This is a genomic window from Planotetraspora sp. A-T 1434 (assembly GCF_025420585.1).
Lineage (GTDB): Bacteria > Actinomycetota > Actinomycetes > Streptosporangiales > Streptosporangiaceae > JAOEGB01.
The window spans coordinates 166,268-192,743 of sequence record NZ_JAOEGB010000004.1; the positions used below are offsets into that span (position 1 = coordinate 166,268).

At 70.2% G+C, this 26,476-nt stretch carries 24 protein-coding genes; 9 read left to right on the forward strand and 15 right to left on the reverse strand.

All coding sequences use genetic code 11. From position 1 onward, the window contains the following. Positions 1–98: 98 nt before the first annotated feature. Entirely contained in the window at positions 99–1,460 is a 1,362-nt protein-coding gene (locus N5079_RS07385; RefSeq protein ID WP_261582821.1) for a glutamine synthetase family protein, read from the forward strand. A gap of 222 nt (positions 1,461–1,682) precedes the next feature. After that, positions 1,683–2,447, forward strand: coding sequence for a hypothetical protein (locus tag N5079_RS07390; protein ID WP_261582822.1), 765 nt, complete (start codon positions 1,683–1,685; stop codon positions 2,445–2,447). Here the strand turns inward: N5079_RS07390 and N5079_RS07395 are convergent. After that, positions 2,428–3,300, reverse strand: a complete 873-nt coding sequence (locus N5079_RS07395) for an alpha/beta fold hydrolase (protein WP_261582823.1) — start codon at positions 3,298–3,300, stop codon at positions 2,428–2,430. The two genes, N5079_RS07390 and N5079_RS07395, sit on opposite strands and share 20 nt — an antisense overlap. 67 nt (positions 3,301–3,367) lie before the next feature. Here N5079_RS07395 and N5079_RS07400 point away from each other — a divergent pair, with 67 nt between their 5' ends. From N5079_RS07400 to N5079_RS07410, 3 genes are all read left to right on the forward strand, one after another. Beyond that, positions 3,368–4,111, forward strand: a complete 744-nt coding sequence (locus N5079_RS07400) for a type 1 glutamine amidotransferase (RefSeq protein WP_261582824.1) — start codon at positions 3,368–3,370, stop codon at positions 4,109–4,111. A gap of 135 nt (positions 4,112–4,246) precedes the next feature. Further along, positions 4,247–7,318: a bifunctional [glutamine synthetase] adenylyltransferase/[glutamine synthetase]-adenylyl-L-tyrosine phosphorylase gene (locus N5079_RS07405; RefSeq protein WP_261582825.1), complete on the forward strand. Its 3,072-nt coding sequence runs from the start codon at positions 4,247–4,249 to the stop codon at positions 7,316–7,318. Positions 7,319–7,467: 149 nt separating this feature from the next. After that, a complete protein-coding gene (locus tag N5079_RS07410; RefSeq protein ID WP_261582826.1) occupies positions 7,468–9,006 on the forward strand; it encodes a hypothetical protein in 1,539 nt (512 codons plus the stop codon). Positions 9,007–9,013: 7 nt separating this feature from the next. On the opposite strand, the gene N5079_RS07415 is transcribed toward N5079_RS07410, so the two are convergent. The 4 genes from N5079_RS07415 to N5079_RS07430 all read right to left on the reverse strand — a co-directional run bounded on the left by N5079_RS07415 (position 9,014) and on the right by N5079_RS07430 (position 13,209). After that, the gene (locus N5079_RS07415) at positions 9,014–9,517 is read right to left on the reverse strand and encodes a DinB family protein (RefSeq protein WP_261582827.1); all 504 of its coding nucleotides are present in this window, start codon (positions 9,515–9,517) and stop codon (positions 9,014–9,016) included. Positions 9,518–9,688: 171 nt separating this feature from the next. Further along, the gene (locus tag N5079_RS07420) at positions 9,689–10,234 is read right to left on the reverse strand and encodes an ester cyclase (RefSeq protein ID WP_261582828.1); all 546 of its coding nucleotides are present in this window, start codon (positions 10,232–10,234) and stop codon (positions 9,689–9,691) included. Between the two features lie 302 nt (positions 10,235–10,536). Then, positions 10,537–11,961 carry a type I glutamate--ammonia ligase gene (gene glnA / locus N5079_RS07425; protein WP_315967794.1) on the reverse strand — a complete coding sequence of 475 codons (1,425 nt, stop codon included), beginning with the start codon at positions 11,959–11,961 and terminating at the stop codon, positions 10,537–10,539. 192 nt (positions 11,962–12,153) lie between these two features. Beyond that, the gene (locus N5079_RS07430) at positions 12,154–13,209 is read right to left on the reverse strand and encodes a PT domain-containing protein (RefSeq protein ID WP_261582830.1); all 1,056 of its coding nucleotides are present in this window, start codon (positions 13,207–13,209) and stop codon (positions 12,154–12,156) included. 121 nt (positions 13,210–13,330) lie between these two features. Between N5079_RS07430 and N5079_RS07435 the strand changes: the two genes are divergently transcribed. Then, on the forward strand, positions 13,331–13,792 hold the full coding sequence (locus tag N5079_RS07435) for an RDD family protein (protein ID WP_261582831.1): 462 nt from the start codon (positions 13,331–13,333) through the stop codon (positions 13,790–13,792). Positions 13,793–13,931: 139 nt separating this feature from the next. Here the strand turns inward: N5079_RS07435 and N5079_RS07440 are convergent, their stop codons facing one another. Continuing rightward, positions 13,932–14,330, reverse strand: coding sequence for a VOC family protein (locus N5079_RS07440; protein WP_261582832.1), 399 nt, complete (start codon positions 14,328–14,330; stop codon positions 13,932–13,934). Positions 14,331–14,423: 93 nt separating this feature from the next. On the opposite strand from N5079_RS07440, the gene N5079_RS07445 reads away from it, so the two are divergent. Beyond that, complete coding sequence (locus N5079_RS07445; RefSeq protein WP_261582833.1) at positions 14,424–15,413, forward strand: helix-turn-helix transcriptional regulator; 990 nt, start codon at positions 14,424–14,426, stop codon at positions 15,411–15,413. A 32-nt stretch (positions 15,414–15,445) separates the two neighbouring features. On the opposite strand, the gene N5079_RS07450 is transcribed toward N5079_RS07445, so the two are convergent. The 9 genes from N5079_RS07450 to N5079_RS07490 form a co-directional block, all read right to left on the reverse strand. After that, positions 15,446–16,234, reverse strand: coding sequence for a class I SAM-dependent methyltransferase (locus N5079_RS07450; RefSeq protein WP_261582834.1), 789 nt, complete (start codon positions 16,232–16,234; stop codon positions 15,446–15,448). Positions 16,235–16,265: 31 nt separating this feature from the next. Beyond that, positions 16,266–16,937: a DUF4191 domain-containing protein gene (locus N5079_RS07455; protein WP_261582835.1), complete on the reverse strand. Its 672-nt coding sequence runs from the start codon at positions 16,935–16,937 to the stop codon at positions 16,266–16,268. Between the two features lie 48 nt (positions 16,938–16,985). Then, positions 16,986–17,915, reverse strand: a complete 930-nt coding sequence (gene lipA, locus N5079_RS07460; protein ID WP_261582836.1) for a lipoyl synthase — start codon at positions 17,913–17,915, stop codon at positions 16,986–16,988. A gap of 64 nt (positions 17,916–17,979) precedes the next feature. Continuing rightward, a complete protein-coding gene (gene lipB / locus N5079_RS07465; protein ID WP_261582837.1) occupies positions 17,980–18,642 on the reverse strand; it encodes a lipoyl(octanoyl) transferase LipB in 663 nt (220 codons plus the stop codon). Continuing rightward, complete coding sequence (locus N5079_RS07470) at positions 18,639–19,385, reverse strand: peptidase E (RefSeq protein WP_261582838.1); 747 nt, start codon at positions 19,383–19,385, stop codon at positions 18,639–18,641. Before N5079_RS07470 ends, lipB begins: the two co-directional genes overlap by 4 nt. Before the next feature lie 31 nt (positions 19,386–19,416). Then, a complete protein-coding gene (locus N5079_RS07475; RefSeq protein ID WP_261582839.1) occupies positions 19,417–20,319 on the reverse strand; it encodes a TIGR01777 family oxidoreductase in 903 nt (300 codons plus the stop codon). Positions 20,320–20,472: 153 nt separating this feature from the next. Further along, positions 20,473–21,993, reverse strand: a complete 1,521-nt coding sequence (sucB, locus tag N5079_RS07480; protein ID WP_261582840.1) for a 2-oxoglutarate dehydrogenase, E2 component, dihydrolipoamide succinyltransferase — start codon at positions 21,991–21,993, stop codon at positions 20,473–20,475. A gap of 32 nt (positions 21,994–22,025) precedes the next feature. Beyond that, complete coding sequence (gene lpdA, locus N5079_RS07485; protein ID WP_261582841.1) at positions 22,026–23,405, reverse strand: dihydrolipoyl dehydrogenase; 1,380 nt, start codon at positions 23,403–23,405, stop codon at positions 22,026–22,028. Between the two features lie 96 nt (positions 23,406–23,501). After that, the gene (locus tag N5079_RS07490; RefSeq protein ID WP_261582842.1) at positions 23,502–24,989 is read right to left on the reverse strand and encodes a leucyl aminopeptidase; all 1,488 of its coding nucleotides are present in this window, start codon (positions 24,987–24,989) and stop codon (positions 23,502–23,504) included. A 136-nt stretch (positions 24,990–25,125) separates the two neighbouring features. On the opposite strand from N5079_RS07490, the gene N5079_RS07495 reads away from it, so the two are divergent. Together N5079_RS07495 and N5079_RS07500 are read left to right on the forward strand one after the other, a co-directional pair. Then, complete coding sequence (locus N5079_RS07495) at positions 25,126–25,491, forward strand: GntR family transcriptional regulator (RefSeq protein WP_261582843.1); 366 nt, start codon at positions 25,126–25,128, stop codon at positions 25,489–25,491. A 47-nt stretch (positions 25,492–25,538) separates the two neighbouring features. Beyond that, the gene (locus tag N5079_RS07500; protein ID WP_261582844.1) at positions 25,539–26,468 is read left to right on the forward strand and encodes a hypothetical protein; all 930 of its coding nucleotides are present in this window, start codon (positions 25,539–25,541) and stop codon (positions 26,466–26,468) included. Positions 26,469–26,476 lie beyond the last annotated feature (8 nt).

Sequence of the window (26,476 nt, forward strand, 5' to 3'; positions counted from 1 at the left end):
TCGGGGAGAGGGGCGGCTCACAGACCCTCGTAACGCCTGTGAAACACACAAGAGGCAGACTGGTAGACGACCAGACATGTATTTCCGAGAGGTACGCCTTGGACCGCCAGCAGGAATTCGTCCTTCGCACGCTCGAAGAGCGTGACATCCGGTTCATCCGGCTGTGGTTCACGGACGTGCTCGGGTTCCTGAAGTCCGTGGCGATCGCGCCAGCCGAGCTCGAAGGGGCCTTCGCCGAGGGCATCGGGTTCGACGGCTCGGCGATCGAGGGCTTCTCCCGGGTCTACGAGTCCGACATGCTGGCCAAGCCGGACCCGTCCACGTTCCAGATCCTGCCGTGGCGCAGCGAGTCGCCCGGCGCCGCCCGCATGTTCTGTGACATCCTCATGCCGGACGGCTCGCCGTCGCACGCCGACCCGCGCTGGGTGCTCAAGCGCACGCTGGCCAAGGCCGCCGACATGGGCTTCACCTTCTACACCCACCCCGAGGTGGAGTTCTTCCTGCTCCGCAACAGGCCGGAGAAGGGCCAGCGGCCGGAGCCGATCGACGACGGCGGCTACTTCGACCACACGCCCCACAGCGCGGGGCACGACTTCCGCCGCAACGCGATCATGATGCTGGAGTCCATGGGCATCTCGGTGGAGTTCAGCCACCACGAGGGCGCCCCCGGCCAGCAGGAGATCGACCTGCGCTACGCCGACGCGCTGACGACCGCCGACAACATCATGACCTTCCGCCTGGTCATGAAGGAGGTCGCGCTGGAGCAGGGCGTCTGGGCGTCGTTCATGCCCAAGCCCTTCACGGAGTATCCGGGCTCCGGCATGCACACCCACATGTCGCTGTTCGAGGGTGACCGCAACGCCTTCTACGAGCCGGGCGCCGACTACCAGCTCTCCAAGGTCGGCCGGTCGTTCATCGGCGGGCTGCTGAAGCACGCCGCCGAGATCACGGCCGTCTGCAACCAGTGGGTCAACTCCTACAAGCGGCTGTGGGGCGGCGCCGAGGCCATCGCCGGGGCGGGAGGCGAGGCCCCCTCCTACATCTGCTGGGGCCACAACAACCGGTCCGCGCTCGTCCGGGTGCCGATGTACAAGCCGCACAAGAGCGGCTCGACCCGCATCGAGTTCCGCTCGCTCGACTCCTCGTGCAACCCCTATCTGACCTTCGCCGTGATCCTGGCGGCCGGGCTGAAGGGAATCGAGGAGGGCTACGAGATGCCTCCCGGCGCCGAGGACGACGTGTGGGCGCTCACCAGTGGCGAGCGGCGGGCGCTCGGCATCCAGCCGCTGCCGCAGTCGCTCGACGAGGCGATCTCGGTGATGGAGCACAGCGAGCTGGTCGCCGAGACGCTGGGCGAGCACGTCTTCGACTTCTTCCTCCGCAACAAGCGGTCGGAGTGGCGGGAGTACCGCCGCCAGGTCACCGAGTTCGAGCTCGGCCGCTACCTGCCCGTCCTGTAGCGGATCCGCGTTCTGCCGCTACCTGCCCGTCCTGTGGTGGATCCGTGTTCTGCCGATCCCGAACATCCCGTCCAGGCGTCATCGCGCTGTTACAGACCGCTAACGGCCGCGACACCGCGCCTGTTTACTTTTGTCGAAAGCCGGAAGAGTAAAATCGGCTCACTTGTTACGGGTATGCGGACAGACCGTAATGAGGCATGACGTGGTGAGGGGTGTGGCTAGATGACGGCAGTCGCGGGGTTGCAGACCGTTTTGAGCGTTCCCAACCGCTTCCGGGGGCCTGAGGGCACCGCCAACGGCGGATGGATCGCGGGCACGCTGGCGAGCTCGCTGACCTGCGCGGGTCACGAGTCGGCGGTGGAGGTCACCCTGCACAGACCCGTCCCCCTGGAGACGGAGCTCGCGGTGGAGCACGTCGGCAACACCGTCACCCTTTCCGACGGCGAGCGCCACCTCGTGGAGGCGATCCCCGTCGTGATGGGTTCGGGCGAGACGCTGACGCCCCCTCCTTTCGTGCCGTTCACCGACGCCGCCCGGGCGGAGGCCGGTTTCCCCGGACGGCACGGCCGGGCCATCGCGGGCTGCTTCGCCTGCGGCGTGCGGGAGCCGGGCGACGGGCTGCGGATCTTCCCCGGGCCGGTGGAGGGGACCGACCTCGTGGCCGCCGGATGGCGGGTCCCGATCGGCGTCACCGACGAGAACGGCGTCGTCCCCGACTCGATCATCTGGGCCGCTCTCGACTGCGCCACGGGCTGGGCCCACTACAGCTCCGAGGAGGACGCGCCCCAGCCGGTGGAGTCGGCCCTGCTCGGCCGGCTGACGGGCCAGGTGTTCCGCCGGGTGTACCCGCTCGGCCGATACTCGGTCGTGGCCCGTCCCGTCGGGCGTGAGGGCCGCAAGCTGTTCGGGGTGAGCGCGGTCTACGAGGTCGACGGCACCCTGGTCGCCGCCGCCAAGGCCACCTGGATCACGCCGCGCCCCCAGTGAGGCGGGCGGCGACCGTTTCGACGCAGCGCGGGTCGAACAGGATCGTGTAGTGGTTGCAGTCCTCGACCAGTTCGTCGCGCAGGCCCAGCAGGCGGCCGGCCCAGGCGGCGGCGAGCTGCTCGGGGAGCATCCCGGTGTCCTGGTTCAGCAGGCCGCGAGGGGCGCGGAGCAGGATCAGCGGCGACTCGATCGCTTTCAGGGCCGTGCCGATCGCCTCGTCCTCGGTCAGGAGCCAGCGCCCGTCCTGGCGGACCGCGTCCTCCCGTGCCCGTGACCGGATCGCGGCGCCCTCACCGGTTCCGGCGGCGTCGTAGCGGACGTACTCCTCCACGGCCGGGGACCAGTGGCCGGCGAAGGCGGGATGGGCCCGGAAGAAGTCCAGGTAGGCGTCCACACTCGGGTAGGTCTGGCTGAGCCGCGCGATGGCCGGGCCGAGGGTCAGCTCCAGCACCTCGTCCGGGTCGGCGTCCGGCGGGAGCGGCAGCGGCAGGCCGCCGTCCACCAGCACCACCCGGGCGTAGCGGCGGTCCGCCCCGTGCAGCGCCGCGACGTACGCCCCCATCGAGTGCCCGGTCAGCACGCTCGTCTCGTCCGCGCCCACATGCCGCGCGACGAGTTCGAGGTCCTCGGCATGCCGTGCCAGGCCGTACGGGCCGGGGAGGCCCGCGCTGTGCCCGCGCCCGCGCAGGTCGGCGGCGACCAGCGACCAGCCGGGCGGCAGCGCGTCGCCGACCGCGCGCCAGGCCATCAGCGAGGCGGTGATGCCGTGCGCCGCGATGACGAGGCGCGACCCCTCGCCGAACCTGGCGATGCGCAGTTGTCCGCCGGGGACGGCGACGTGGTCGAATTCCATGGCCGGACTGTACGGCACAACCGTCCCGGGGATGCCGATTAGCGTCATATGTCCGTAAGCTCGGCTCATGCGGGAACGTGTCATCGTCATCGAGCACGAGGCCGAGGCGGGCCTGGGGTTCTTCAAGGGATGGCTGGAGGACGCGGGCGCCGGATGCGAGGTGGTCCGGCCGTACAAGGGGGACGCGGTTCCGGACAGTGCCGACGGGGGACTGCTGGTCCTCGGCGGCGAGGCGTCGGCCTGGGACGACGAGGGGTACGGCTGGCTCCCCGCCACGAGGGCGCTCCTCGCGCGAGCGGTGGAGGAGGGCGTGCCGACGCTGGGCATCTGCCTCGGAGCGCAGCTCATGACCATCGCCTGCGGCGGCACGGTCGAGCGCGGCGCCGCGGGGCTGGAGATCGGCGCGTGCGCGGTGGAGCCGCTGCCCGAGGCCGCCGACGATCTCCTGTTCTCCGCCCTGCCCACGTCGTCGCCCTATCGCGCGGTGCAGTACCACTACGACGCCATGACCGAGCTGCCCCCCGGCGCCGTACGGCTGGCCACGGGCGGGCAGTACCCCAACCAGGCCTACCGGCTGGGGGAGCGTGCCTGGGCCGTGCAGTTCCACCCCGAGGCCACCGCCGGCATCTTCATCTCCTGGACGAGCGGCAGCCGCCTCGCCCCCGACCGGATCGACGAGCTGAACACGCAGGTCAAGGACGCGGAGCCCGAGCTCGTGGAGACCTGGCGGCCCCTGGCGGAGGCGTTCGCGGCCGCGGTCCGCGAACGCCACGCCGGAAGTTCACCGGAGCGTGCCCCGAACATGCCGTAAGAAGACACGAGTGCGCGGGCAATCCGCGTGGTGGCGTGATTACGCTGAGAAACCGCTAAGGACGTCGCACAACGTCACGGGTTACCGTGTGCGCGGCGCCCGTCAGGCCGATCTCTGCGAGGAGGCTCTCATCCCATGGGTAATTTGGCTGGGAAAGCCCGTCGCGGAGGAGCCGACGTCCTCGACGCCGGCGTGGAGGAAGGAACGGTGAACGCCGCGCCCCGCATCCAGACCACAGCAGGACGCCTGGCCGCTCTCGGGTTCGCCGACGGCGCCAGAGCCGAGCGGCTGCTCGACGAGCTCGGCCCGGAAGCGGTCGGCGACTTCGAGCTGCTCGACGACCTCGTCGCGGCCGCCGACCCCGATCTCGCGCTGACCTGCCTCAACCGCCTGGTCGAGCGCGATCCGAGCGTGCTCGGGGCGCTCCGCGCGGATCCCGGCGCGCGTCGCGGGCTGCTCGGCGTCTTCGGCCTGAGCGCCGCCCTGGGCGACCACGTCGTCAGGCATCCCGGCAGCCTGTCACTGCTCCAGGCCCGCGAACGGCTCACCGACCGCGAGCTCCGCGAGGAGCTGCTGCTGGCGGTCGGCGCCGGCCCGGAGGCGGGCGAACCGGTCGCCTGCGAAGTCCCGCCACTCGCCGGCCAGCCCGTCGGCGCGGCGCTCGAAGCGCTGCGCGTGGCCTACCGGGGCAGGCTGCTGCACCTGGCGGCCCGCGACGTCAGGGGCGAGACGACGCTGGCCGAGACCGCCGCCGAGCTGGCCGACCTGGCGGGCGCGGCCCTCGACGCGGCCCTCGCCATCGCGCGGGCCGAGACCGAGGACTCCGGCGACGTACGGCTGGCCGTCGTGGGCATGGGCAAGTGCGGCGCGCGGGAGCTCAACTACATCTCCGACGTCGATGTGATCTTCGTCGCTGAGCCGAAGGACGGGGTCGACGAGACCAAGGCCCTGCGGATCGCGACCAGGCTCGCGCAGGCCACGATGCGGGCCTGTTCGACCAGCACCCCCGAGGGCTCCCTGTGGGAGGTGGACGCCAACCTGCGGCCCGAGGGCAAGATGGGCCCGCTGGTGCGGACCCTCGACAGCCACCTCGCCTACTACCGCCGCTGGGCCAAGACGTGGGAGTTCCAGGCCCTGCTGAAGGCCCGGCCGGTCGCCGGTGACCTCGACCTCGGCCAGGAGTACGTCGCGGCGGTCAACGAGCTCGTGTGGCAGGCCGCGGCGAGGCCGAACTTCGTGGAGGACGTCCAGGCGATGCGGCGCCGCGTCGAGGCGCACATCCGGGCGGGGGAGGCCGACCGGCAGATCAAACTCGGGCCGGGAGGGCTGCGGGACATCGAGTTCGCCGTGCAGCTCCTCCAGCTCGTGCACGGCCGTTCGGACCCGCTGCTCCGCCGCCGGGCCACGCTGTCCGCCCTGGCGGCACTGTCCAGAGGGGGATATGTCGGGCGGGACGACGCCAAGGCGTTCGCGGAGGCATACACCTTCCTCCGCCGGGTCGAGCACATGATCCAGCTCTACCGGCTGCGGCGCACTCACGTGGTGCCCTCCGACCCCGCCGACCTGCGCCGGATCGGCCGGGGGCTCGGGATGACGACCGACCCGGTGGGGGAGTTCACCACGACGTGGAAGCGGCACGCCCGGGAAGCGAGGCGGCTGCACGAGAAGCTGTTCTACCGGCCGCTGCTGCAGGCGGTCGCCCGGCTCCCCGAGTCGGAGTCGCGGCTGTCCACCGCCGCGGCGAAGGCCCGCCTCGAAGCCCTCGGTTACGCCGACCCCGAGGGAGCGCTGCGGCACATCGCCGCTCTGACCAGTGGCGTCTCCCGCCGGGCCGCCATCCAGCGCACCCTGCTGCCGGTCATGCTCGGCTGGTTCGCCGACGCCCCAGACCCGGACGCCGGTCTGCTGGGCTTCCGCCAGGTGAGCGACAAGCTGGGGGCGACGCCGTGGTATCTGCGGCTGCTCCGCGACGAGACCGCCGTCGCCGAGCGCCTCGCCCGGTTGCTCGGCACCAGCCGCTACGCGACCGTCCTGCTGCTCCACGCCCCCGACGCCGTCAACATGCTGGGTTCGCAGGCCGAGCTGGCCGTACGGCCCGCCGAGACGCTGACGACGGAGGCCGCAGCGGCGGTCGGCCGCCACAGACAGGACGCCGAGACCGCCGTCGCCGCCGTCCGCGCCCTGCGCCGCAGGGAGCTGCTGCGTACGGCATGCGCGGATCTGTCGGGGCTGATCGACATCGAGACGGTCGGGCAGGCCCTCTCGTCGCTGAACGACGTGACGATCCAGGCGGCGCTCGACGCGGCCGTCAACAAGGTCTCCGCCGATCGGGGCGCGGCCTTCCCGACCAGGCTCGCGGTGATCGCGATGGGCCGCCTGGGCGGCCTGGAGAGCTCCTACGCGAGCGACGCCGACGTCATGTTCGTGCACGCCCCCCTGCCCGGAGTCACCGAGCGGGACGCCACGGACGCCGCCCAGGCGGTGGCCGAGGAGATCCGCAGGCTGCTCGCCCTGCCGGCTCCGGATCCGCCGCTCCAGGTCGACGCCGGTCTGCGTCCGGAGGGACGGCAGGGGCCGCTCGTCCGCACGATCGCGTCCTACAAGGCGTACTACGGCCGGTGGTCCGCGCCGTGGGAGGCCCAGGCACTGCTGCGGGCGCGGTTCTGCGCCGGGGACGCCGAGCTGGGCGCGGACTTCATGGACCTGATCGATTCGCTGCGATATCCGGCGGACGGCATCTCGGCCGACGCCGTGAGGCACATCCGCAAGCTCAAGGCGCGGATGGAGGCCGAACGGCTGCCGCGCGGCGCCGACCCGGCCCTCCACACCAAGCTCGGCAGGGGCGGGCTGTCCGACGTCGAATGGGTCGCCCAGCTCATCCAGCTCCGGCACGCGGGAGCCGTACCGTCCCTCCGGACGACCCGCACCCTCGAAGCCCTCCGCGCGGCGGCGGGAGCGGGCCTGCTGGACCCGGCCGATGAGGCGGTGCTGGCGGAGGCGTGGCGGTTCGCCTCCCGCGTCCGCGACGCCATCATGCTCGTGCGCGGCCGGGCCGCCGACAGCATCCCCGGGCTGGTCAAGGAGCGCGCGCTCATCTCGCAGGCGCTCGGCTACCCGCCGGACGGCTCGGAGGATTTCATCGAGGACTACCGCCGCGTGACCCGCCGGGCCCGCGCGGTCGCCGAACGCGTCTTCTACGAAGACTGAGCAGCCACTTCGCCGCTTCTGCCGCGAGGTGCCGCGCGGGTGGTTTGAGCCCTTCTGGTACGGCTTGCGCCGCCCGGCGAAAGCCGTACAGACCGTGATTGTGTGAAGCGTTGCGCTTGCAGCCTGTAACGGTGTATCAACTGGTGCGGGTGATCTCATTGATCTCGTATTACGCGGACCTCGCCATAGGTCTAGTTCTCGCCTTCCTGCTGCTGTCGCTGCTGGTCAGCGGCCTCAACGAGGGCATCGTCAGGCTGCTCGGAATTCGCAGCAAGTTTCTGTGGGCCTACCTTCGCGACACGCTGGACGGCGCGGAGACGGCGGACAAGGTCTCGGCGCCGCTCAAGGCCCTCGACCGGCTCCTCGGGATGCTCAAAGGCCTCGGGCGCAGGCTGCGGAATCCGCTCGTGGACCTGCTGCCGCCCCCGAGCGAGGGGCGCTCCCGGCTGCCCGCGACCGTGCTCGGGGTCTTCGCCAAGCTGCCGTTCGGCAAGGACCCCCGCCCCGACTTCATCGCGCAGCCGGCGCCCGCCGAGAGCCCGCCGCTCGCGCCCGCGCCGGACTCGGTCGCCGCCGAGGAGGTGACGACGCCCGTCACCGAGACGGATGCGTCCGCAGCCCCCGCCGACGGTGTCGTGCCTGATCAGGCTGTGCCCGACCAGCCTGTGCCGGCTCAGCGGGAGCCGGTCGACGACGTTCCGGCCGAGAGGCCGGTCGAGACCGTGGCGATGGGCGTGGCGACGGGCGCGGCGATGGGTACGGCGGCGCGGACCGGCGTCACGGCCCTGGCCGGCACCGCCGACCAGGCGGCCGACCCGGCCCATGGAGCCGACCAGGCCGACGCCGCAGAGGTGGCCGAGGTCGCGGAGGCGGCGGCGGCCGCCGCACAGGGCGACCCGGTGGAGGCGGCCGCGCCCCAGATCGTCCCGGCCGGGCAGGGCAAGTCGATGGCCGAGCTCCTCCACGAGCGGCTGCAGGAGATCGACCACACCAAGCGCGGCAAGACCAGCATCGCCGAGATCCCCCCGGCCCGGTTCGCCGTCGCGCTCCTGGAGATCGCCACCGAACACGGCGGCATCGAGGCGCTGATGAGGGACCTCGACACCCTCAAGAGCCCGCTCTACCGGCCGCTCAAGGCCGTCTGGGACAGGACGAACGACGACCTCGAAGCCTTCCGCAGGGGCGTCGAGGAGTGGTTCGACGGCGAGATGACGCGGCTCACCCTGCTGTACCGCCGCTACGTCCGGTGGGTCCTGGGCATGCTCGCCCTGGTCGTCACCCTCCTGTTCAGCATGGACGCCCTCGAATACGGCAAGACGCTGCTCAACGACAACGCCTACCGGAGCGAGGTGACGGCCTTCGCCCAGTCGGGCCCCGAGGCGCTCGCGCCGTTGAAGGCCCAGTGTGAGCCGGGCCAGGACCCGTACGCCTGCGTGACCGACGTGCTCAGCACGCCGGCCTTCGTCAAGATCTTCACGCATGCGCCGGTGAGCGTGGTCATGCGGGCCGACGCGAGCCCCGCCTGGCAATGGCACGGCGGCGACTGGTGGAGCCGCCTGGCCTCCCCGGGCCACTGGCCGGGGTTCCTGGCGACACTGGTGGCCCTGCTCTTCGGCGCCCCCTTCTGGTGGGACATCCTCCGCCGCATCACCGGGATCCGCTCCCGCGCCGGCGGCAACGCCAAGTAGGCCCCCGTCAGGCGCCGGTGACGCCGTCGGCCATCTCGCGGAGGATGTCGAGGTGGCCGTTGTGCCGGGCCGTCTCCTCGATCAGGTGCATGATGATCCAGCGCAGCGTGACGTGCCTGCCATCCCGGATCGGGCGCTTCGCGGTGGCCTCCAGGTCGTTGGCGGCCACGAGCTCGCGGTAGCGGGCGCACTGGGCCTCGTAGTCGTCCAGGAGTTCGTGGAGCGGGATGTCCACGCCGATGCGCATCTCCCGGTCGGGGTCGTCGTCCGTCCACGGACCCTCGTCCTCCTCGCCGAGGAAGACCACCTGGAACCAGGAGTACTCCACCCACCGGAGGTGGCTGACCAGGCCGGACATCGTCGTGAGCGGCGAGTCCGGCAGGGGAGCGCGGCGGGCGTTCTCCTCCGACACCCCGTCGCACTTCGCGTGCACGGTGGCCCGGACGTAGTCGAGGAAGGTCGTGAGCGTGGCCCGCTCGTCCCAGGTGGGCGGCGTGTCGGTTCGTGTCATGCGCCGCATCCTCCTGGGCGCCGACCGGCCGTGTCGAACGAATAAGTCCCCGGCGTGTCCCCGTCACAACCCCTGGGATTGATCGCTCATCTCGGCGCGGTGCTGCCCGGTTAGAGGCCGGACAACCTATCTCGTCACACGTCGTCGGCTCCGGCCGGGCGAATACGGCTCTTAACGTCTCCCGAAGACTCCCAGCCTTCTGGGACCTCGGACGGAACCAGAACGGTCCTGCGATTGCGGGGACCTCGCTGTCAGGTCCCCGTCTACTGTGTCAGCCGTCAACCTCGGCTCAAGCTCCGTCAAGCCGAAGCCGAGCTGGCTGTACAGCTCCAGCTGATCGAAGTATTCACGGTGTGAGGTGATCTTGCCGTCCTGGACGTGGGTGGCACATGTGGCGCGGAGAGCGACGCGGTGACCCGTTCCGACTATTTCCCGCCCATTCGGCAGGAGGAAAGGTCCCGTATGGGTGCCGGTATAGGTCCATTCCGTGATGGCCGGGTTATCGCAGTCGGAGAGCTCGAACCAGGCTGTGGCGTAAAAGTCGGGGAACCCCCTGAAGAATTGCTCATACATCCACGCGATCTGATCGTGTCCTTCTGCCACGCCTGACGGTGTCACGTACACAGCGTCGGTGCTGTAGCAGGAGAGGATTCCTGATAAGTCGTGAGCGTTGATCGCGTCGCCCAGTCGGTGCTTGAGGTCCCAGTAAGTGGTCATGGGATGCCTTCGGTCGATCGAACCTTTCTGACATTTCAACGTACTCAGCGAGGGGTTTGCCACTGGTCCCGGTGGCGTATTGCCGACGCAAAGGGCGTCCTCGATCTCCGTGCTCGCGCAGGGCCACGCATGACGGCGAGACGCGGCTCACGGACGACGATGGCGCCCGAGCCGGCCCGCGGAAGTTCGAACGCGCAATGCGGAAAGCCCGTGGCAAGGTGCGGGACCTTTCCACGGGCTTCCGTTTCCACGACTTGCGGCACTACCTCGCGTCGCTCCTGATCGTCGGCGCGCGGTACCGATCACACGTCGTAGTAGAGCTCGAACTCGTGCGGGTGCGGGCGGAGCCGGATCGGGTCGATCTCGTTCTCGCGCTTGTAGGCGATCCAGGTCTCGATCAGGTCGGGAGTGAAGACCCCGCCTTCGAGCAGGTACTCATGGTCGGCCTCAAGGGCGTCGAGGACCTCGGGCAGCGAACCCGGCACCTGCGGGACCTGGCGGGCCTCCTCCGGCGGAAGCTCGTAGAGGTCCTTGTCCACGGGCTCCGGCGGCTCGATCTTGTTGCGGATGCCGTCCAGACCGGCCATGAGCTGCGCGGCGAAGGCGAAGTACGGGTTGCACGACGGGTCCGGCACGCGGAACTCGATGCGCTTGGCCTTCGGGTTCGAGCCGGTGATCGGGATGCGGACGCAGGCCGAGCGGTTGCGCTGCGAGTACACCAGGTTGACCGGGGCCTCGTAGCCCGGCACGAGACGGTGGTAGGAGTTCACCGTCGGGTTCGTGAAGGCGAGCAGCGACGGGGCGTGCTTGAGCAGGCCGCCGATGTAGTAGCGCGCCGTGTCGGACAGGCCCGCGTAGCCGACCTCGTCGTAGAAGAGCGGCTCGCCGTCCTTCCAGAGCGACTGGTGGCAGTGCATGCCCGAGCCGTTGTCACCGAAGATCGGCTTCGGCATGAAGGTGACGGTGTGGCCGTACTCGATGGCCGTGCTCTTGATGATGTACTTGTACAGCATCAGATTGTCGGCGGTCTTGAGCAGTGTGCCGAACCTGAAGTCGATCTCGGCCTGGCCGGCGGTGCCCACCTCGTGGTGCTGCATCTCGGTCTCGATGCCGGCGTCGATCAGGTTGCGGACCATCTGCGAGCGCAGGTCGGTGAAGTGGTCCATCGGTGGGACCGGGAAGTAGCCGCCCTTGTACCGGGGCTTGTAGCCCAGGTTGCCGCCCTCGGAGGCCTTGCCCGTGTTCCAGGCGCCCTCGATCGAGTCGATGTAGTAGTAGCCCGCGTTCTGCCGGGTCTCGAAGCGCACGTCGTCGAAGATGTAGAACTCGGCCTCGGGACCGAAGTACACCGTGTCCGCGATGCCGGTTCCCTTGAGGTACTCCTCGGCCTTGCGGGCGACGTTGCGCGGGTCGCGGCTGTAGGCCTCGCCCGTCAGGGGGTCGTGCACGAAGAAGTTGATGTTCAGCGTCTTGTGCTGGCGGAACGGGTCCACGACGGCCGTCGAGGGGTCGGGCAGCAGGAGCATGTCCGACTCGTGGATGGCCTGGAAACCGCGGATCGACGAGCCATCGAACATGAGCCCGTCGGTGAAGACGCTCGGACCGAAGTTCTCAGCGGGAAAAGTGAAGTGGTGCGTCGTCCCCGGCAGGTCCGTGAACCTGACGTCAACGAACTGCACACCCTCGTCCCGGATGAACTTGAGGACGTCGTCGGCAGAGTTAAACACTCTCGAACCTCCCAGGGGCATGGCTAGCAGACCCGAACATAGGCCCATGCCGTTTCGACCCCATGTCTCGTTTGTTTCGCGCGTGTTAAGGGGAGTGCCCTCTCACACTAACCCCGGGTTCGATGTGAAACCGGCGTCCCAGGCGCTCGTTGACTGACTCTTGTCCCGCAATCTGTACGGCGTTCGCCCAGGTCAGGTGCCTGTCGTCGATCGGCATCCGGCGCGGTCGAGATCGTCGTGCCTCCGGTCGTACGGGTCGACCGGTCGTCCGGACGGTTCGACCTTCGAGGGCTCCCCCGGAAAGTCGGGATGGACGAATCCGTCATGGAAGTCGCAATTGATGCCCGACGTGAATCCGCGGGTCTCATCCACCCACACGACGGTCCTGCCGTTCTCCCGAAAGGCCGCGATCTTCGCCGTCTCGTGGGCGACCACCCGCTTCGTGCCGCCGGGGTCTCCCGGACGCCTGACGGCGTACACGAACAGGTAGTCCACCTTGATCGTGACGCCTTTACGGCCGTCGCCGTCCCGCCGCCGGGAAAAGGTCGTCTCCCCGTCGACCTTGATCACATCGCTGGCCGGCTCGGCGGTGCCGGGCTTGAGGCCGAACACCCACGAGCGGGTGCCGCCGTACCGCCCCTTGCCGAAGTGCCGGACGAACCACTTGCGCTGCTCAGGCTCCAGGAGCTTGATGAACTCCGCCGGCTTCTTGCCGCGCACGGTGTCCAGGTCGAGGTAGGCCGCGACGAGCATCTTCCGCACCCGCTTCAGCGCGGCGCCGACCTGCTTCCGGGTCAGCCCGCCCAGCGCCTCGGCCGCGGGCATGACCAGGCCCTTCTCTCCGTTCGCGTACTGCGCCGCCTTCGATCCGGCGAAAGGATCCCAGGTGGGCTGAACCGTGGGCTGAACCGTGGGCTGAACCGTGGGCTGAACCGGGGGGCCGGCTTCCTCGACGGGCGTCAGGACCGGGCCCGGGCGGGCGAACGCGGGAGCCATGCTGTGCTCCGCGACGGGCTCGTCGGCGTCGGCGAACCCGTCCAGCACGTCGGGACGCATGCTGATCAGCAGCCCCGCAGCCACGACCAGCCCGCACAGGGTCAGCACCACGATCGGCGCCTTGTCCCGCACTCCACCCCTCCTCCTGAGGCGCGCCGCCTCCACGCCGAGCCGCCTGATCTCGTCCTCGTCGAACTGGGCGACCAGCGCCTCGAAACGTCCGTCGATATCGTCAGGGTCCGCAGGCCGCACCGATCACTCCAAACGACTGAATAAATGTGAATATCCGGAAAAGGGGAGAGCCGTGCTAAATGATGTACGGCTTGGCCTCCGAGCGGAAGACCGGTGACTGGCCCCGATACGCTGATGGACTATGAGTGACCGGCAGCCGCGATGGACGCAGACCTGGATCGGAGGCTCCCGGGCCACCGGGGCCGACCTCGGCTATCCGGGTGAGCGGCTGGGATTGCCGGAGGAGGGCAGCGGCGCCGTGGCCGGGTTCGGCCGGAGGATCGGCGCGGTCCTCGTCGACTGGCTGGTGTGCACCTGGGCGATCGCCGCAGGCCTGCTGCGCGCCAGGGGACGGGACCAGGGCTGGGTGGGCCTCGCCGTCTTCGCCCTGGAGTACGTCCTGCTGGTCAGCACGCTCGGGATGACGCTCGGCATGCGGCTGTTCGGCATCCGCGTGGCCACGCTAGACGGCGGCCGTCCGGCGTTCGTTTCCGTGCTGATCCGCACGCTTCTGCTGTGCCTCGCCGTACCGGCCCTGATCTGGGACCGGGACCGCCGCGGCCTGCACGACCGCGCGTCCGGCACCGTGGTCGTCAACGGCTAGATCTGGTGTCTCAGGACGTTTGCTTCGTTCCCGTCACGACCGGGGCAGCGGCCCTGCTGGTGGCGCTCCTGGACTCGGCGGCCGCGTTCACCGGGAGCCCTGGGATCTCGGGCTCCCGCGTGAGCGGCTGTGCGTGGCGTCAGCGTGCGAACTTTTCGATGGCCTCCGGGGTGACGGGGGTGAAGAAGTTGACGAGGTTGCCGTCGGGGTCGCGGAACAACAGCGACCGGTTGCCCCAGGGCATCGTGGTGGGCTCGTTGACGAAGTCGGTGACGAAGCCGGTCAGGTTCTGGTGAACGCGGTCCACGTCGCCGACGAGGAACTCGGTGATCACGCTGTGGTTGTCCGCCGGGCGGGCAGAGCCCGGGGCGAACAGCGGGACGGTGCGGGTGCTGGCGATCGCGAGGGTTGCGCCCGCGGTCTTGAGTTCGGCGAAGTCCTCGGTGGCCCGTATCGCCTGCATCCCTGTAGCTCGCTCGTAGAACTCGACGAGGCGTGCGACGTCGCTGGTGATGATGCGGATCGAGACGAAGTCCATGGGAATCTCCTTGGCTGTGCTGGAGGCGTGCACGTCGCAGGCTAGGAGAAATAGTGGACAGAATCGGTCCCGTATTCGCGTTAGGCTGCGAACATGCCACGACCCACCGGCCGCGTGCTGACACTCCTGGAGCTGCTGCAGTCGGGCGGCACCCGGACTGTGGCCGAGCTCGCCGACCGTCTCGGCGTCGAAGGGCGCACTGTGCGGCGGTATGTGGACCAGCTGATCGACCTGGACGTGCCCGTGGAGTCGGTGCGCGGCCGCTACGGCGGGTACCGGCTAGCTTCCGGGTACCGCTTGCCTCCGCTCATGCTCAGCGACGACGAGGCGCTGGCCGTGCTGCTCGGCCTGGTCGCCGGCCGCCGGGCAGGGCTGACGACGACGGAGCGCACCGCAAACGAGACGGCGTCAGCGAAGATCCGGCGGGTGCTGCCCAAGCACATCGCCCGCCGGCTCGACACACTCCTGGAAGCTCTCGCCTTCACGGATCAGCCCGGCGAGTTGGACCACCCGGACGCCGGGCTCCTGCTCACCATCGCCGATGCGGTGCGCCACCGCCGACCGGTCTCGATCCGCTACACCGACCGCGACGGACGGCACAGCGAACGCACACTGCACGCGTACGGGATCGTCGCCCATGCGGGCCGGTGGTACGTCACGGGCACGGACCCTGAGATCGGCGAGGACCGGACCTTCCGGCTCGATCGCATCACAGACGCACGGACCCTGCCCGGCTCATTCGAAACGCCCGTGGGTCCCGATCCGGCACAGCGCGTGTTGTCAGGATTCGCCACGGCCGAGTACCGGCACGAGGTGACCTTGCGGATCCACGGGACAGTCGAGCAAATCCGCGCGCACCTCCCCGCCACCGTCGCGAGCCTGGAGGAGCACGAGTCCACGGCAGACAAGGACCCGGCGGCCGAGCACTGGCTGCGCGTCCAGCTACGGGCGCAGCAGCTCGACTGGTTGCCTCGGATACTCGCCTCACTCGACCGGCCGTTCGTCATCGAGCGCCCCGATGAACTACGCGACCTCGTCATCGCGTTCGCCGATCGCCTCACGTCCTACGCCCGCCAAGCCTGACAGCGAGGAACCAATGTCATGAGACGGCACAGCTAGACCGGCCGCCGGCACTGGAATATCGCGGTGCCGGGGATCAGCCGGCCGCGCAGCGGGCTCCAGCCGCCCCAGACGCCGTTGTGACCCTCTGGCCACTCGGGCTCCATCAGCCCGTCCAGGAGCAGCCCCGAGAAGACGATCGACCCGACCCAGTCGGCCATCGTCCGGTGATGCTCCACATAGGACGGCACGCCGCCGGAGAGCTCGACGTACGGCGACCGGTCGAAGTAGGAACGGTCGGCCGTCAGCCCGCGCGGCCCGGGGTCGTCGGGGAACGCCCACCGGATCGGATGGCTGACCGAGAAGACGAACCGCCCTCCCGGTCGAAGCACCCGCCGGACCTCGGCCAGCACCGCCCCGGCGTCCGCGACGAACGGCAGCGCCCCGAAGGCGGAGCACGCCAGGTCGAACGAGGCGTCCCGGAACGGCAGGACCTCGGCGTCGGCCTGCACCACGGGCAGGCGACGCTCACTGGAAAGATCGATGCGGCGGGAGTGCTGGAGCTGGCGGTACGACAGGTCGAAGGCGACGACGGTCGCACCCTGGCCGGTCAGCCACCGGCCGCACTGCCCGGCCCCGCAGCCGACCTCCAGGACGCGTTTGCCCTTCACCTCGCCCAGGAGTCGGGCGTCGGCCTCGTCCAGGCCCTCCGGGCACCAGACGAAGCCGTCGTCACGCAGGAACTCGCCGTGCTCGGCCTGGTACTCGTCGGCCGCGCCGTCCCACCAGCCGCGGTTGGCCCGTGACGTCTCCGTGCGGGAGACCGGCCGCCTGCCGACGTCCACTGTCCAGACCCCCGTGGTGGATAAGCAGTTGTCAGCGGGCCTTGGGGCCGCGCGGCATCCGGGCACCCCGAGGCAGCGGGCCCTTCGGCAACGGCACGGCCGGGGTCAGCGCCCGCATGCGGTTGTTGACCTCGGACACGGCCGGCTTCTTGAGGTTGCGGGGCAGCTTCATCAGATGCCGCTGGAGCTTCGCGAGAGGAATCTGGCCCTCGCCGTCACCGCACTGGATGTCGTACACCGGGACGTCGACCGCGACCCGCTGCACGCGCTTCTTCTCGGCGACGAGCATTCGCTGGACCCGGCTCGACGGCCCCTCGGAGATCAGGATGACCCCCGGGTAGCCGACGATCCGGAACACCAGGTCCTGGTCACGGTTGACCGCGACCGGCTTGTCCTCCACATGCCAGGTGCCCCGCAGGCCCTGCAGGATGGCGTACGTCGCGCCGGGCTGACCGTCCAGCATCGAGTACTGCGCGCGCTGGGCCAGCCGGCTGAAGACCAGCATGCCGACCAGCAGGGCGGCGAAGACGCCGAAGACGATCCAGCTCCAGCCGAAGATCACGCCCACCACGACGAACACGGCGAGTGTGCCCAGCGCCGATCCGTAGACGATCGGCATCCCCTTGGGATCGGCCTGTTTGATGATCTGGGCGACCATCCGGATCTGCTTGAGCCGTCCGGGAGTCGCTGGGTCTTTCGCCATGGTGTGAAGGATACAAATCCGGGGGCCGATTAATGAAAACGAGACCGACTAGAGCGTCTGGCGCGCGGCGATCGCCTGCTGGTAGAGCCGCCCGGCGCGGTAGGAGGACCGCACGAGCGGCCCGGACATGACGCCGGCGAACCCGATCTCCTCGGCCTCCCGCTGGAGCTCCACGAACTCCTCGGGCTTCACCCAGCGGTCCACCGGGTGGTGGCGCGGGGTGGGCCGGAGGTACTGCGTGATCGTTACGAGGTCGCATCCGGCCTCGTGCAGGTCGCGCAGGGCCTGGGTGATCTCCTCGCGCTCCTCGCCCATGCCGAGGATGAGGTTCGACTTGGTGACCAGCCCGGCCTCGCGGGCCATCGTGATCACCTCGAGCGAGCGCTCGTAGCGGAAGGCGGGCCGGATCCGCTTGAAGATCCGCGGTACGGTCTCGATGTTGTGCGCGAAGACCTCGGGCTTGGCGGAGAAGACCTCCTCCAACTGCTCCCGGTGGCCGTTGAAGTCCGGAACGAGCAGCTCGACGCCGCAGCCGGGGACCATCGTGTGGATCTGCCTGGCGGTCTCCGCGTACAGCCACGAGCCGCCGTCGCGCAGGTCGTCGCGGGCGACGCCGGTGACCGTGGCGTACCGCAGGCCCATCTGCAGGACCGACTCGGCGACGCGGCGCGGCTCGTCCCTGTCGTACTCGGCGGGCTTGCCGGTGTCGATCTGGCAGAAGTCGCAGCGGCGGGTGCACTGGTCGCCGCCGATGAGGAAGGTCGCCTCGCGGTCCTCCCAGCACTCGGAGATGTTGGGGCAGCCCGCCTCCTGGCAGACGGTGTGCAGCCCCGCGCCCTGGACCAGGGACTTGATCTCGTTGAAGTTGGGCCCGTTATGCAGCCGCGTCTTGATCCACGGCGGCTTCTTCTCGATGGGGGTCTGGCTGTTGCGCACCTCCAGGCGGAGGAGCTTTCGGCCTTCTGGTGCAACCGTCACACATTCAGCTTATTACCTGGGCTCAGGTGATCTGGGACAGCTCCCCCGGTCCGGAAAGGCGTCGTCAGGTCAGGTCTTCTTCGTACAGGTCGTACGGCTCGGCTCCGAGGGCCTCGGCCAGCCGCTTCTCCGCGAAGGGGATGACCTCCTCGACGGTGATGCGGCGGCCCGTCTCGGCGGACAGGGACGTCACGCCCGCGTCCGCCACGTCGGCGGGCATGATCCGGTTGTACCAGCTCAGGTCGTTCACGCAGTTCAGCGCGAAGCCATGCATGGTCACGCCACGGGACACCCGGATGCCGATGGTGCCCAGCCTGCGGTCGGGCAGGCCGTGAGCCGGGTCTCCCGGAACCCAGACCCCGCCGCGACCTTCGACGCGGCGGGCGACCAGCCCGAAGTCGGCGCAGACCTGGATCAGGACTTCTTCCAGCGTGCGGACGTAGGAGACGACGTCGTCGATCCGGATGATGGGGTAGCCGACGAGCTGCCCGGGGCCGTGCCAGGTGACCTTCCCGCCGCGGTCGACGTCGATGACCGGCGTGCCGTCGGCCGGCCGCTCACCGGGGAGGGTCCGCGTGCCCGCCGTGTAGACCGGCGCGTGCTCCAGCATGATGCACAGGTCGGAGATCTCGCCCGCCACCCGCCGGCTGTGCGCCACCCGCTGCGTCTTCCATGCCTGCTCGTACGGTACGTCGACGCCCATGCGGACGATGGCCAGCCCTTTCACGGTTCAAGGGTAGACGTCAGCTGGCGGGGCTCGATACGGAACTCCTTCACCTTGGCCCCGTCCCGCTCGACGCGGTAGGCGTAGCCCTCCGGATTGACGCTGACCGCCTGGATGAACTCGGTGCCGACGTAGTGGAGCGCCACGCCCTCGTCGGCGGCGTACCCGTCGGGCAGTTCGCCCGAGGCGACCGACGCGTGCAGGAGCCTGCGGCGCTGCGCGTCGGAGTTGTAGTGGACGCCGCAGGAGTAGGGCAGGAGGGCCAGGCCCTCGGCCCAGGGCCGCAGCGTGGGCCCGAAGGAGTCGGTGTTGCCGCCGACGTGCCAACACAGGGCTCCGGCGCTCTGGCCGGACAGGACGACGCCCGCCCGCCAGGCCTCGGCGAACGCCTCGTCGAGCCCGTGGAGCCGCCACAGCGCCGCGAGGTTGGCCACGCTCCCGCCGCTGACGTAGATGGCGTCCTGCTCCAGGATCCACTCTCCGGGGTCGTCGACGTTGGGCATTGGGAAGACCGTTAAGTGGCTCACCTCGACGTCCCACCGGGCGAACGCGCCGTACATCTTGAGCAGCCAGTCGGCGTCGTCGCCGGTCGCGGTCGCGAGGATGCCGAGCTTGGGCCGGTCCTCGCCGGTGAGATCGAGCACGTAGCGCAGCAGCGCCGTCGGCTCGATGAACCCGTACCGCTCCGTCTGCCGGAACGACCCCCCGCCGATGGCGACGATGTGCGACTGTCCAACCCGGCTCATTGTTCACTCCTGTGTCAGGACGAAGGACTCACTAGAGTACGGCGGCCAGCGCGTCTTCGAGGGCGGGATGGGCGAACCGGTGACCCGCGTCCAGCAGCCGCCGGGGCAGCACGCGCTGACCGGCCAGAACGCCCTCGGTGGCGAACTCCCCGAGCGCCAGGCGGAGGGCGAACGCCGGTGTGGCGATGGGCATCGTGGGCCGGTGCAGGGCTTTGCCGATGGCCCTGGTGTACTCGGCGTTGGTCACGGGCTCCGGCGCGGTGACGTTGACCGGGCCAGACATGGCCGACATTTCCTGATTGTTCAGGAGGAACCGGATCGCGGCCACCCAGTCCGGGAGCGAGATCCACGACACGTACTGCTTCCCGCTCCCCAGGACGGCGCCCGCCCCGAGCTTGAATATCGGGAGCACCTTGGCTAGCGCGCCGCCCCGGCCGCTGAGCACGATGCCCGTGCGAAGCCGTACGACCCGGATGCCGGCCTCCTCGGCGGGCGCGGCGGCCGCCTCCCACTCCCGCACGAGACCGGCGAGGAAGCCCGCGCCGGACGGGGAGGACTCGTCGACCGAGCGGTCGCCGGTGTCGCCGTAGAAGCCTACCGCCGATCCGGACAGCAGCACCCTGGGCTTGCCGGCCAGCGCGGCCAGCGCCTCCGCGAGGGTCCGGGTGCTGTTGACCCGGCTGTCCACCAGCTCGCGCTTGTACGACTCCGTCCACCGGCGGTCACCGATCCCCGCCCCGGCGAGATGGACGACGGCGTCCACCCCCTCCAGCACGGCCGGGTCCAGGACCCCTCTCGCAGGGTCCCAGAACGCCTCGTCCGGCCCCGCGGGCTCGCGCCGTACGAGCCTGAGGACCTGGTCCCCGTCGGCTCGCAGGGCGCGGACCAGGGCCGAGCCCAGAAGGCCGGAGGAACCGGTCACCACGATGGTCATGAGGCCACGCTAGTTGACCGCCCGCGAAGACGGCGGAAGCCGCCCCGCGTTGATGCGGGGCGGCTCCGTCGTCGACGCGGCCGTGTCTCCGGGGACGTCTCCGTCTACGGGACGTCTACGCGACGTCTCTGGGTCCTCTCCGGGTCGCTCCGCTTACGCGAGCCCGAGCTGGCCCTCGAAGCGGCCCTCCTCCAGACGGCGCTTGATCGTGGTGAGGAAGCGGGCGGCGTCCGCTCCGTCGACCAGGCGGTGGTCGTAGGTCAGCGCCAGGTAGACCATCGAGCGGACCGCGATGACCTCGCCCTCGGGGGTGTCCACCACGACCGGGCGCTTGACGACGGCGCCGGTGCCCAGCATGCCGACCTGCGGCTTGTTGAGGATCGGCGTGTCGAACAGGGCGCCGCGGCTGCCGGTGTTGGTCAGCGTGAACGTCCCGCCGCCGAGCTCGTCCGGGCCGATCTTGTTGGTGCGGGTGCGCTCCGCCAGGTCGGCGATCTTGCGGGAAAGTCCGGCGATGTTGAGGTCGCCCGCGTTCTTGATCACCGGGACGATGAGGCCGCGCTCGGTGTCCACCGCGATGCCGAGGTTCTCGACGTCGTGGTAGGTGACCTCGCTCGTCTCGTCGTTGATCACGGCGTTGAGCTTCGGGTGGATCTTGAGTGCCTCGACCGCCGCCAGCGCGAAGAACGGCATGAACGACAGCTTGACGCCCTCACGGGCCTCGAAAGCGCTCTTGGCCTTCGCGCGCAGGGTCGCGATGCGGGTCACGTCGACCTCGACGACGGTCGTGAGCTGCGCCGAGGTGTGCAGCGACTCCATCATGCGGTCGGCGATGACCTTGCGCAGGCGCGACATCTTCGCGGTGGTGCCCCGCAGCGTCGTGTCCACCTGGACCGGCTCGGGCGCCGCCACCTGGGCCGGCGCCTGGGCCGGCGCGGCCGCGGCCGGAGCCGGAGCGGAGGGAGCCTCCGGGGCCGGCGCGGCCGCCGCGGCGGCGGCCTGCTCGCGCTGGACCCGGGCCGCCTCGATGACGTCCTGCTTGCGGATGCGGCCGCCCACGCCGGTGCCGGTCAGCGAGTCGAGGTCGACGCCGTGCTCGGCGGCGAGCTTGCGGACAAGCGGCGTGACGTACGGGCTCTCGCCCGACGACGGCAGCGGCGCGGGCTCGCTGGCCGGCGTGGTGGCGATCGGCGAGACCTGGGCCGGAGCGGGAGCGGCGGCCTGGACGGGCGCCGGAGCCGGGGCGGGCGCCGGAGCGGGCGGCGTCACGACGGAGGGCGCGGGCTGCGGGATCGACGAGATCGGCGACGGCTGAGCGGGCGCCGGAGTCGGGGCCGGAGCGGCGGCCTGGACCGGAGCGGGCTCAGGCTCGGGCTCGGGCTCGGGAGCCGGCTCGGGGGCGGGAGCCTCGGCCGCGGCCGGAGTGGCGCCCGCGCCGTTCGAGTCGATCAGCGCGAGCTCGGCCCCGACCTCGACGGTCTCGTCCTCAGCGACGATGATCTTGGTCAGATAGCCCGCGGACGGCGAAGGGATCTCGGTGTCGACCTTGTCGGTCGAGACTTCGAGGAGCGGCTCGTCGGCCTCGACGTGCTCGCCTTCCTTCTTCAGCCAGCGGGTGACGGTGCCCTCGGTCACGCTCTCGCCGAGCTGGGGCATGGTTACGGAGACCGGCATGGTTCTCTTCTCTCGCGTTTCCTTGGAGGGCTTCAGTTGTGTACGTGGAGCGGCTTGCCGGCCAGGGCCAGCATCGCCTCGCCCAGAGCCTCGGACTGGGTCGGGTGCGGGTGGATCAGCTGCGCGACGTCGGTCGGCGTGGCCTCCCAGTTGAAGATCAGCTGAGCCTCCGCGATGAGCTCGCCGACGCGGCTGCCCACCATGTGCACGCCCAGGACCCGGCCGTCGCGCTCGGCGACGACCTTGACCTCGCCCTGAGTCTGGAGAATCTTGCTCCTGCCGTTCCCGGCCAGGTTGTACGAGAGCTCGACGACGTCGTGGCCGCGCTCGCGGGCGACGGCCGAGCTGATGCCGACCGACGCCACCTCCGGCTCGGAGTAGGTGATGCGCGGCACGCCGTCGTAGTCGATCGGAACCGGGTTCAGGCCGGCGATGTGCTCGGCGACCAGGATGCCCTCGGCGAAGCCGACGTGGGCGAGCTGGAGGGTGGGGATGAGGTCGCCCACCGCGTAGACGCCCGGCACGTTGGTCTGGCAGTACCCGTTGACCGGCACGTAGCCGCGGTCGACGGTGACGCCCGCCTCCTCGTAGCCCAGACCGGCCGAGACGGGGCCGCGGCCGACGGCGACGAGCATGAGCTCGGCGTCGAGGGTCTTGCCGTTCTCCAGGGTGACGACCACACCGGTGCCGGTGGTCTTGACGCTCTCGAAGCGGGCGCCCAGCTCGTACTTGATGCCCCGGCGGCGGAAGGCGCGCTCCAGGAGCTTGGAGTTGGACTCGTCCTCGAGCGGCAGCAGGTGCGGGAGCGCCTCGACGATGGTGACCTCGGCGCCGAAGGAGCGCCAGACGCTGGCGAACTCGACGCCGATCACGCCGCCGCCCAGGATCACGACCGAGGACGGCACGTGGTCGAGGACGAGAGCGTGGTCGCTGGAGATGACCTTCTCGCCGTCGATCTCCAGGCCGGGCAGCGACTTGGGCACCGAGCCGGTCGCCAGGACGACGTGGCGGCCCTCGAAGACCTGGTCGCCGACGACCACCCGGTTCGGGCCGGCGAGGCGGCCCTCGCCCTCCACCACGGTGATCTTCTTGCTCTTGATCAGGCCGGCGAGCCCCTTGTAGAGCCCGGTGACGACCTTGTCCTTGTAGGAGTGAACCCCGGGGACGTCGATGCCCTCGAAGCTGGCCCGCACGCCGAAGGTCTCGCTCTCGCGGGTCTGGTCGGCCAGCTCCGCCGCGTGCAGAAGGGCCTTCGTCGGGATGCAACCCCGGTGCAGGCAGGTCCCCCCGACCTTGTCCTTCTCGATGAGGACGACGTTCATGCCGAGCTCGGCCGCCCGGAGGGCGCAGGCGTAACCACCGCTACCGCCACCTAGGACGACGATGTCGAAGGGGCCGCTGCCTTCAGCCACTGGAATGCTCCTTGCTGGATTCACACGCCGCCGGATGGACCCGACAGCATCTTTTCACTTGTCTATGAGGTTCGGGTGCCTATGCAGTTCTGGGGTTCAGTTGTCCGCGTAGCGCTCGGCGATGCCGATCAGCGTGCGGGTGATCGCGCCGGTGCCGCCCTTGGGCGTGTAGCCGTGCGGCTCGCCCTTGTTGAAGCCGGGCCCCGCCATGTCAACGTGTGCCCAACGAATCCCGTCCGGAACGAATTCCCGCAGGAAGATACCGGCGGCGAGCATGCTGCCCCAGCGCTCGGGGTTGAGGTTGGCGATGTCCGCCACGGGGGAGTCGAGCCCCTTGCGGAGCTCCTCCGGGAGGGGCATGCCCCACGCGCCCTCGCCCTCGCCCCGCGCGATCTCGACGACCTCCTCGCGGAGCGCGTCGTCGTTGGCCATCACGCCCGCCGTGCGCCAGCCCAGCGCGACGATCTGGGCGCCCGTCAACGTCGCCACGTCGACGATCAGGTCCGGGTCGTCCTCCGCGGCGCGGGCGATGCCGTCGATCAGCACCAGACGGCCCTCGGCGTCGGTGTCGAGCACCTCCACCGTCTTGCCGCTGTAGGTGTGGAGCACGTCCGAGGGGCGCTGCGCCGTACCGGAGGGCATGTTCTCGGCGAGGCAGAGGTAGCCGACGGCGTTGACGGCGAGGCCGAGCCGGGCGACGCCGAGCAGCGCGCCGAGAACGGCTCCCGCGCCGCCCATGTCGGACTTCATCCAGTCCATGGACGCGGCGGGCTTGAGTGACAGGCCGCCGGAGTCGAAGGTGATGCCCTTGCCCACGAACGCGATTGTCCGCGCGGCGCCGGGGTGGCTGTAGGCGAGGCGGACCAGGCGGGGCGGGTTGGCCGAGCCCTGGCCGACGCCGACGATGCCGCCGAAGCCGCGCTCCTTGAGCTCGACCTCGTCGAGGACCTCGACCGACAGGCCGGCCTCGCCGCCTGCCTCCTGGGCGATCTCGGCGAACCGGGCGGGCCACAGGTCGGAGGGCGGCGTGTTCACCAGGTCGCGGACCAGTGTGACCGATTCGGCGACCGTCGCGGCGCGCTGGACGGCCTCCTCGGCCCCCGGCGCCCTGGACAGCACGACGAGCTCGCCGACCGGTTGCCTGCCGTCGCCGTTGGTCCGGTAGCGCGTGAAACCGTACGCGCCGAGCAGGCCGCCGATCGCGACGGCCCCGGCCTCCTCGGCCGTCGTGGCCGGCAGGGCGATCACGGCCGACGCCGTGCCGGCGAGCGACCGGATGGCGACTCCGGCGGCTCGGCGCAGGGTCTCCAGGTCGTAGCCGTCCTCAGGGCTGTCGCCCAGGCCGACGGCGACCACCACCGGGGCGGGCAGCGCGCCGAACGTCGGGATCTTCGCGATCTCCTCCGCCTTGCCGGTGAAGCCCACCGCGGTAAGGGACTCGGCGAGCTTGCCGTTCAGGGCCTGATCGAGGTCGTCGGCGCCGGGAGCCGTCCGCGGGCCCTCCGGAGAGGTATGGATGCCGACGACAAGGGCACCGGTCTCGATGGAGACCGTGTCAGATGCATTGACGCGCACTGTGGTCACGTGAGCCGATGCTAGCTGGGCTCCATCCCCTACGCATAAACGAGGGGTCATCCTACCAATCAGTAACCATAATGGTGCCAATAGCGCTAGCACCATATGTACTCTTTCCCGATATGGTGCTAATGTCGCTAGCATCATGTTGCTGAAGCTTGATCTCAACGATCCCCGGCCCCTGCATGAGCAGGTGACCGCCGCCATCCGGCGGGCCATCGCGGACGGGCAGGTCGCCCCCGGGGAGCGGCTGCCCCCCGCGCGTGACCTCGCCGACGCGCTGGGCGTCAACGCCAACACGGTGCTGCGCTCCCTGCGCGACCTGCGGGACGAGGGGCTGCTGGAGTTCCGCCGTGGGCGCGGCGTGTCCGTCCTGCGGCGGCCCGACGCCCGCGAGGCCCTCAAGGAGAAGGCGCGCGACCTGCTCGACCAGGCCGCCCGGTACGGCTACCGCCCCGGCGACGTCGTCGAAATCATCACGGAACTCTCACGAATTGGAGGCCCGGAATGAGGTTCCGGACCCGTTTTGTACTGGCCGCCTCATCCTGGAGCGCCCTCGTGTCCGCCGCGCTCGTGGCGGTGCCTTCGGCCTTCCGGGACCGCCTGCCCGACCCGGTCGCGTCGCACTGGGGGCCGTCGGGCGCACCCGATGGCGCCATGTCCTTCGGAGGATTCGTCACCTTCCATGTTGTTTTGTGGGCCGCCATCGCCGGGGTCTGCCTGAGCATCGCCGTACGTGCCGGGGCGTTGCGGCGGCGGTACGCCCGCGGGCGGATCGGAGCGGCTCTCGGGGCGGGCGCCTGCCTAGCACTCGGACTCCAGGCGTTGTCCCTGAACGCCAACCTGGACCGGGCCCGGTGGGAGCAGGCGGGAACGGTCGGCTGGCGGGTCGTCCCCCTCATCGCCGCCGCCCTCCTCGCCGGATGGATCGGCCACCTCGCCGCCCGGCCCGGGCCCGACGAGCGCCCGGAAGGCGGCGAACCGCCGCTGGCGCTGCACCTCGATCCCGGTCAGCGGGCGGTGTGGGTGTCGTCGGTGTCCGCCCCTTGGGCGAGCGCGATGGCCATCGTGGGGCTGGTCGCCGCCGGCGCGATCGCGCTGGGCGCGGTCCTCGGACTGCCGGGCGCCCTGTGGATCACGGCGGCGGCGCTCGTCGTCATCGGGCTGGCCGGGCTGGCCCTGTCCTCGGTGCGCGTGAAGGTCAGTCCCGAGGGCCTGCGGATATCGTTCGGCCCGCTGCGGTGGCCCTCCCGGCACGTGCCGCTGGAGAAGATCGAGAAGGCGTGGGTGGAGCGGCGCCGCCCCTCGGAGGTCGGCGGCTGGGGCTTCCGCGGCCTCCCGGGGAGGGCCACGATCATGCTGCGGGGAGGGGAATGCCTGGTCGTCCGCTACACCTCCGGGGGCGAGCTCGGCATCAGCATCGACGACGCCACCACAGGAGCCGCCCTCCTCACCGCCCTGAAAACCCCCGCCCCCCCTCCCGCGTGATCATGCAT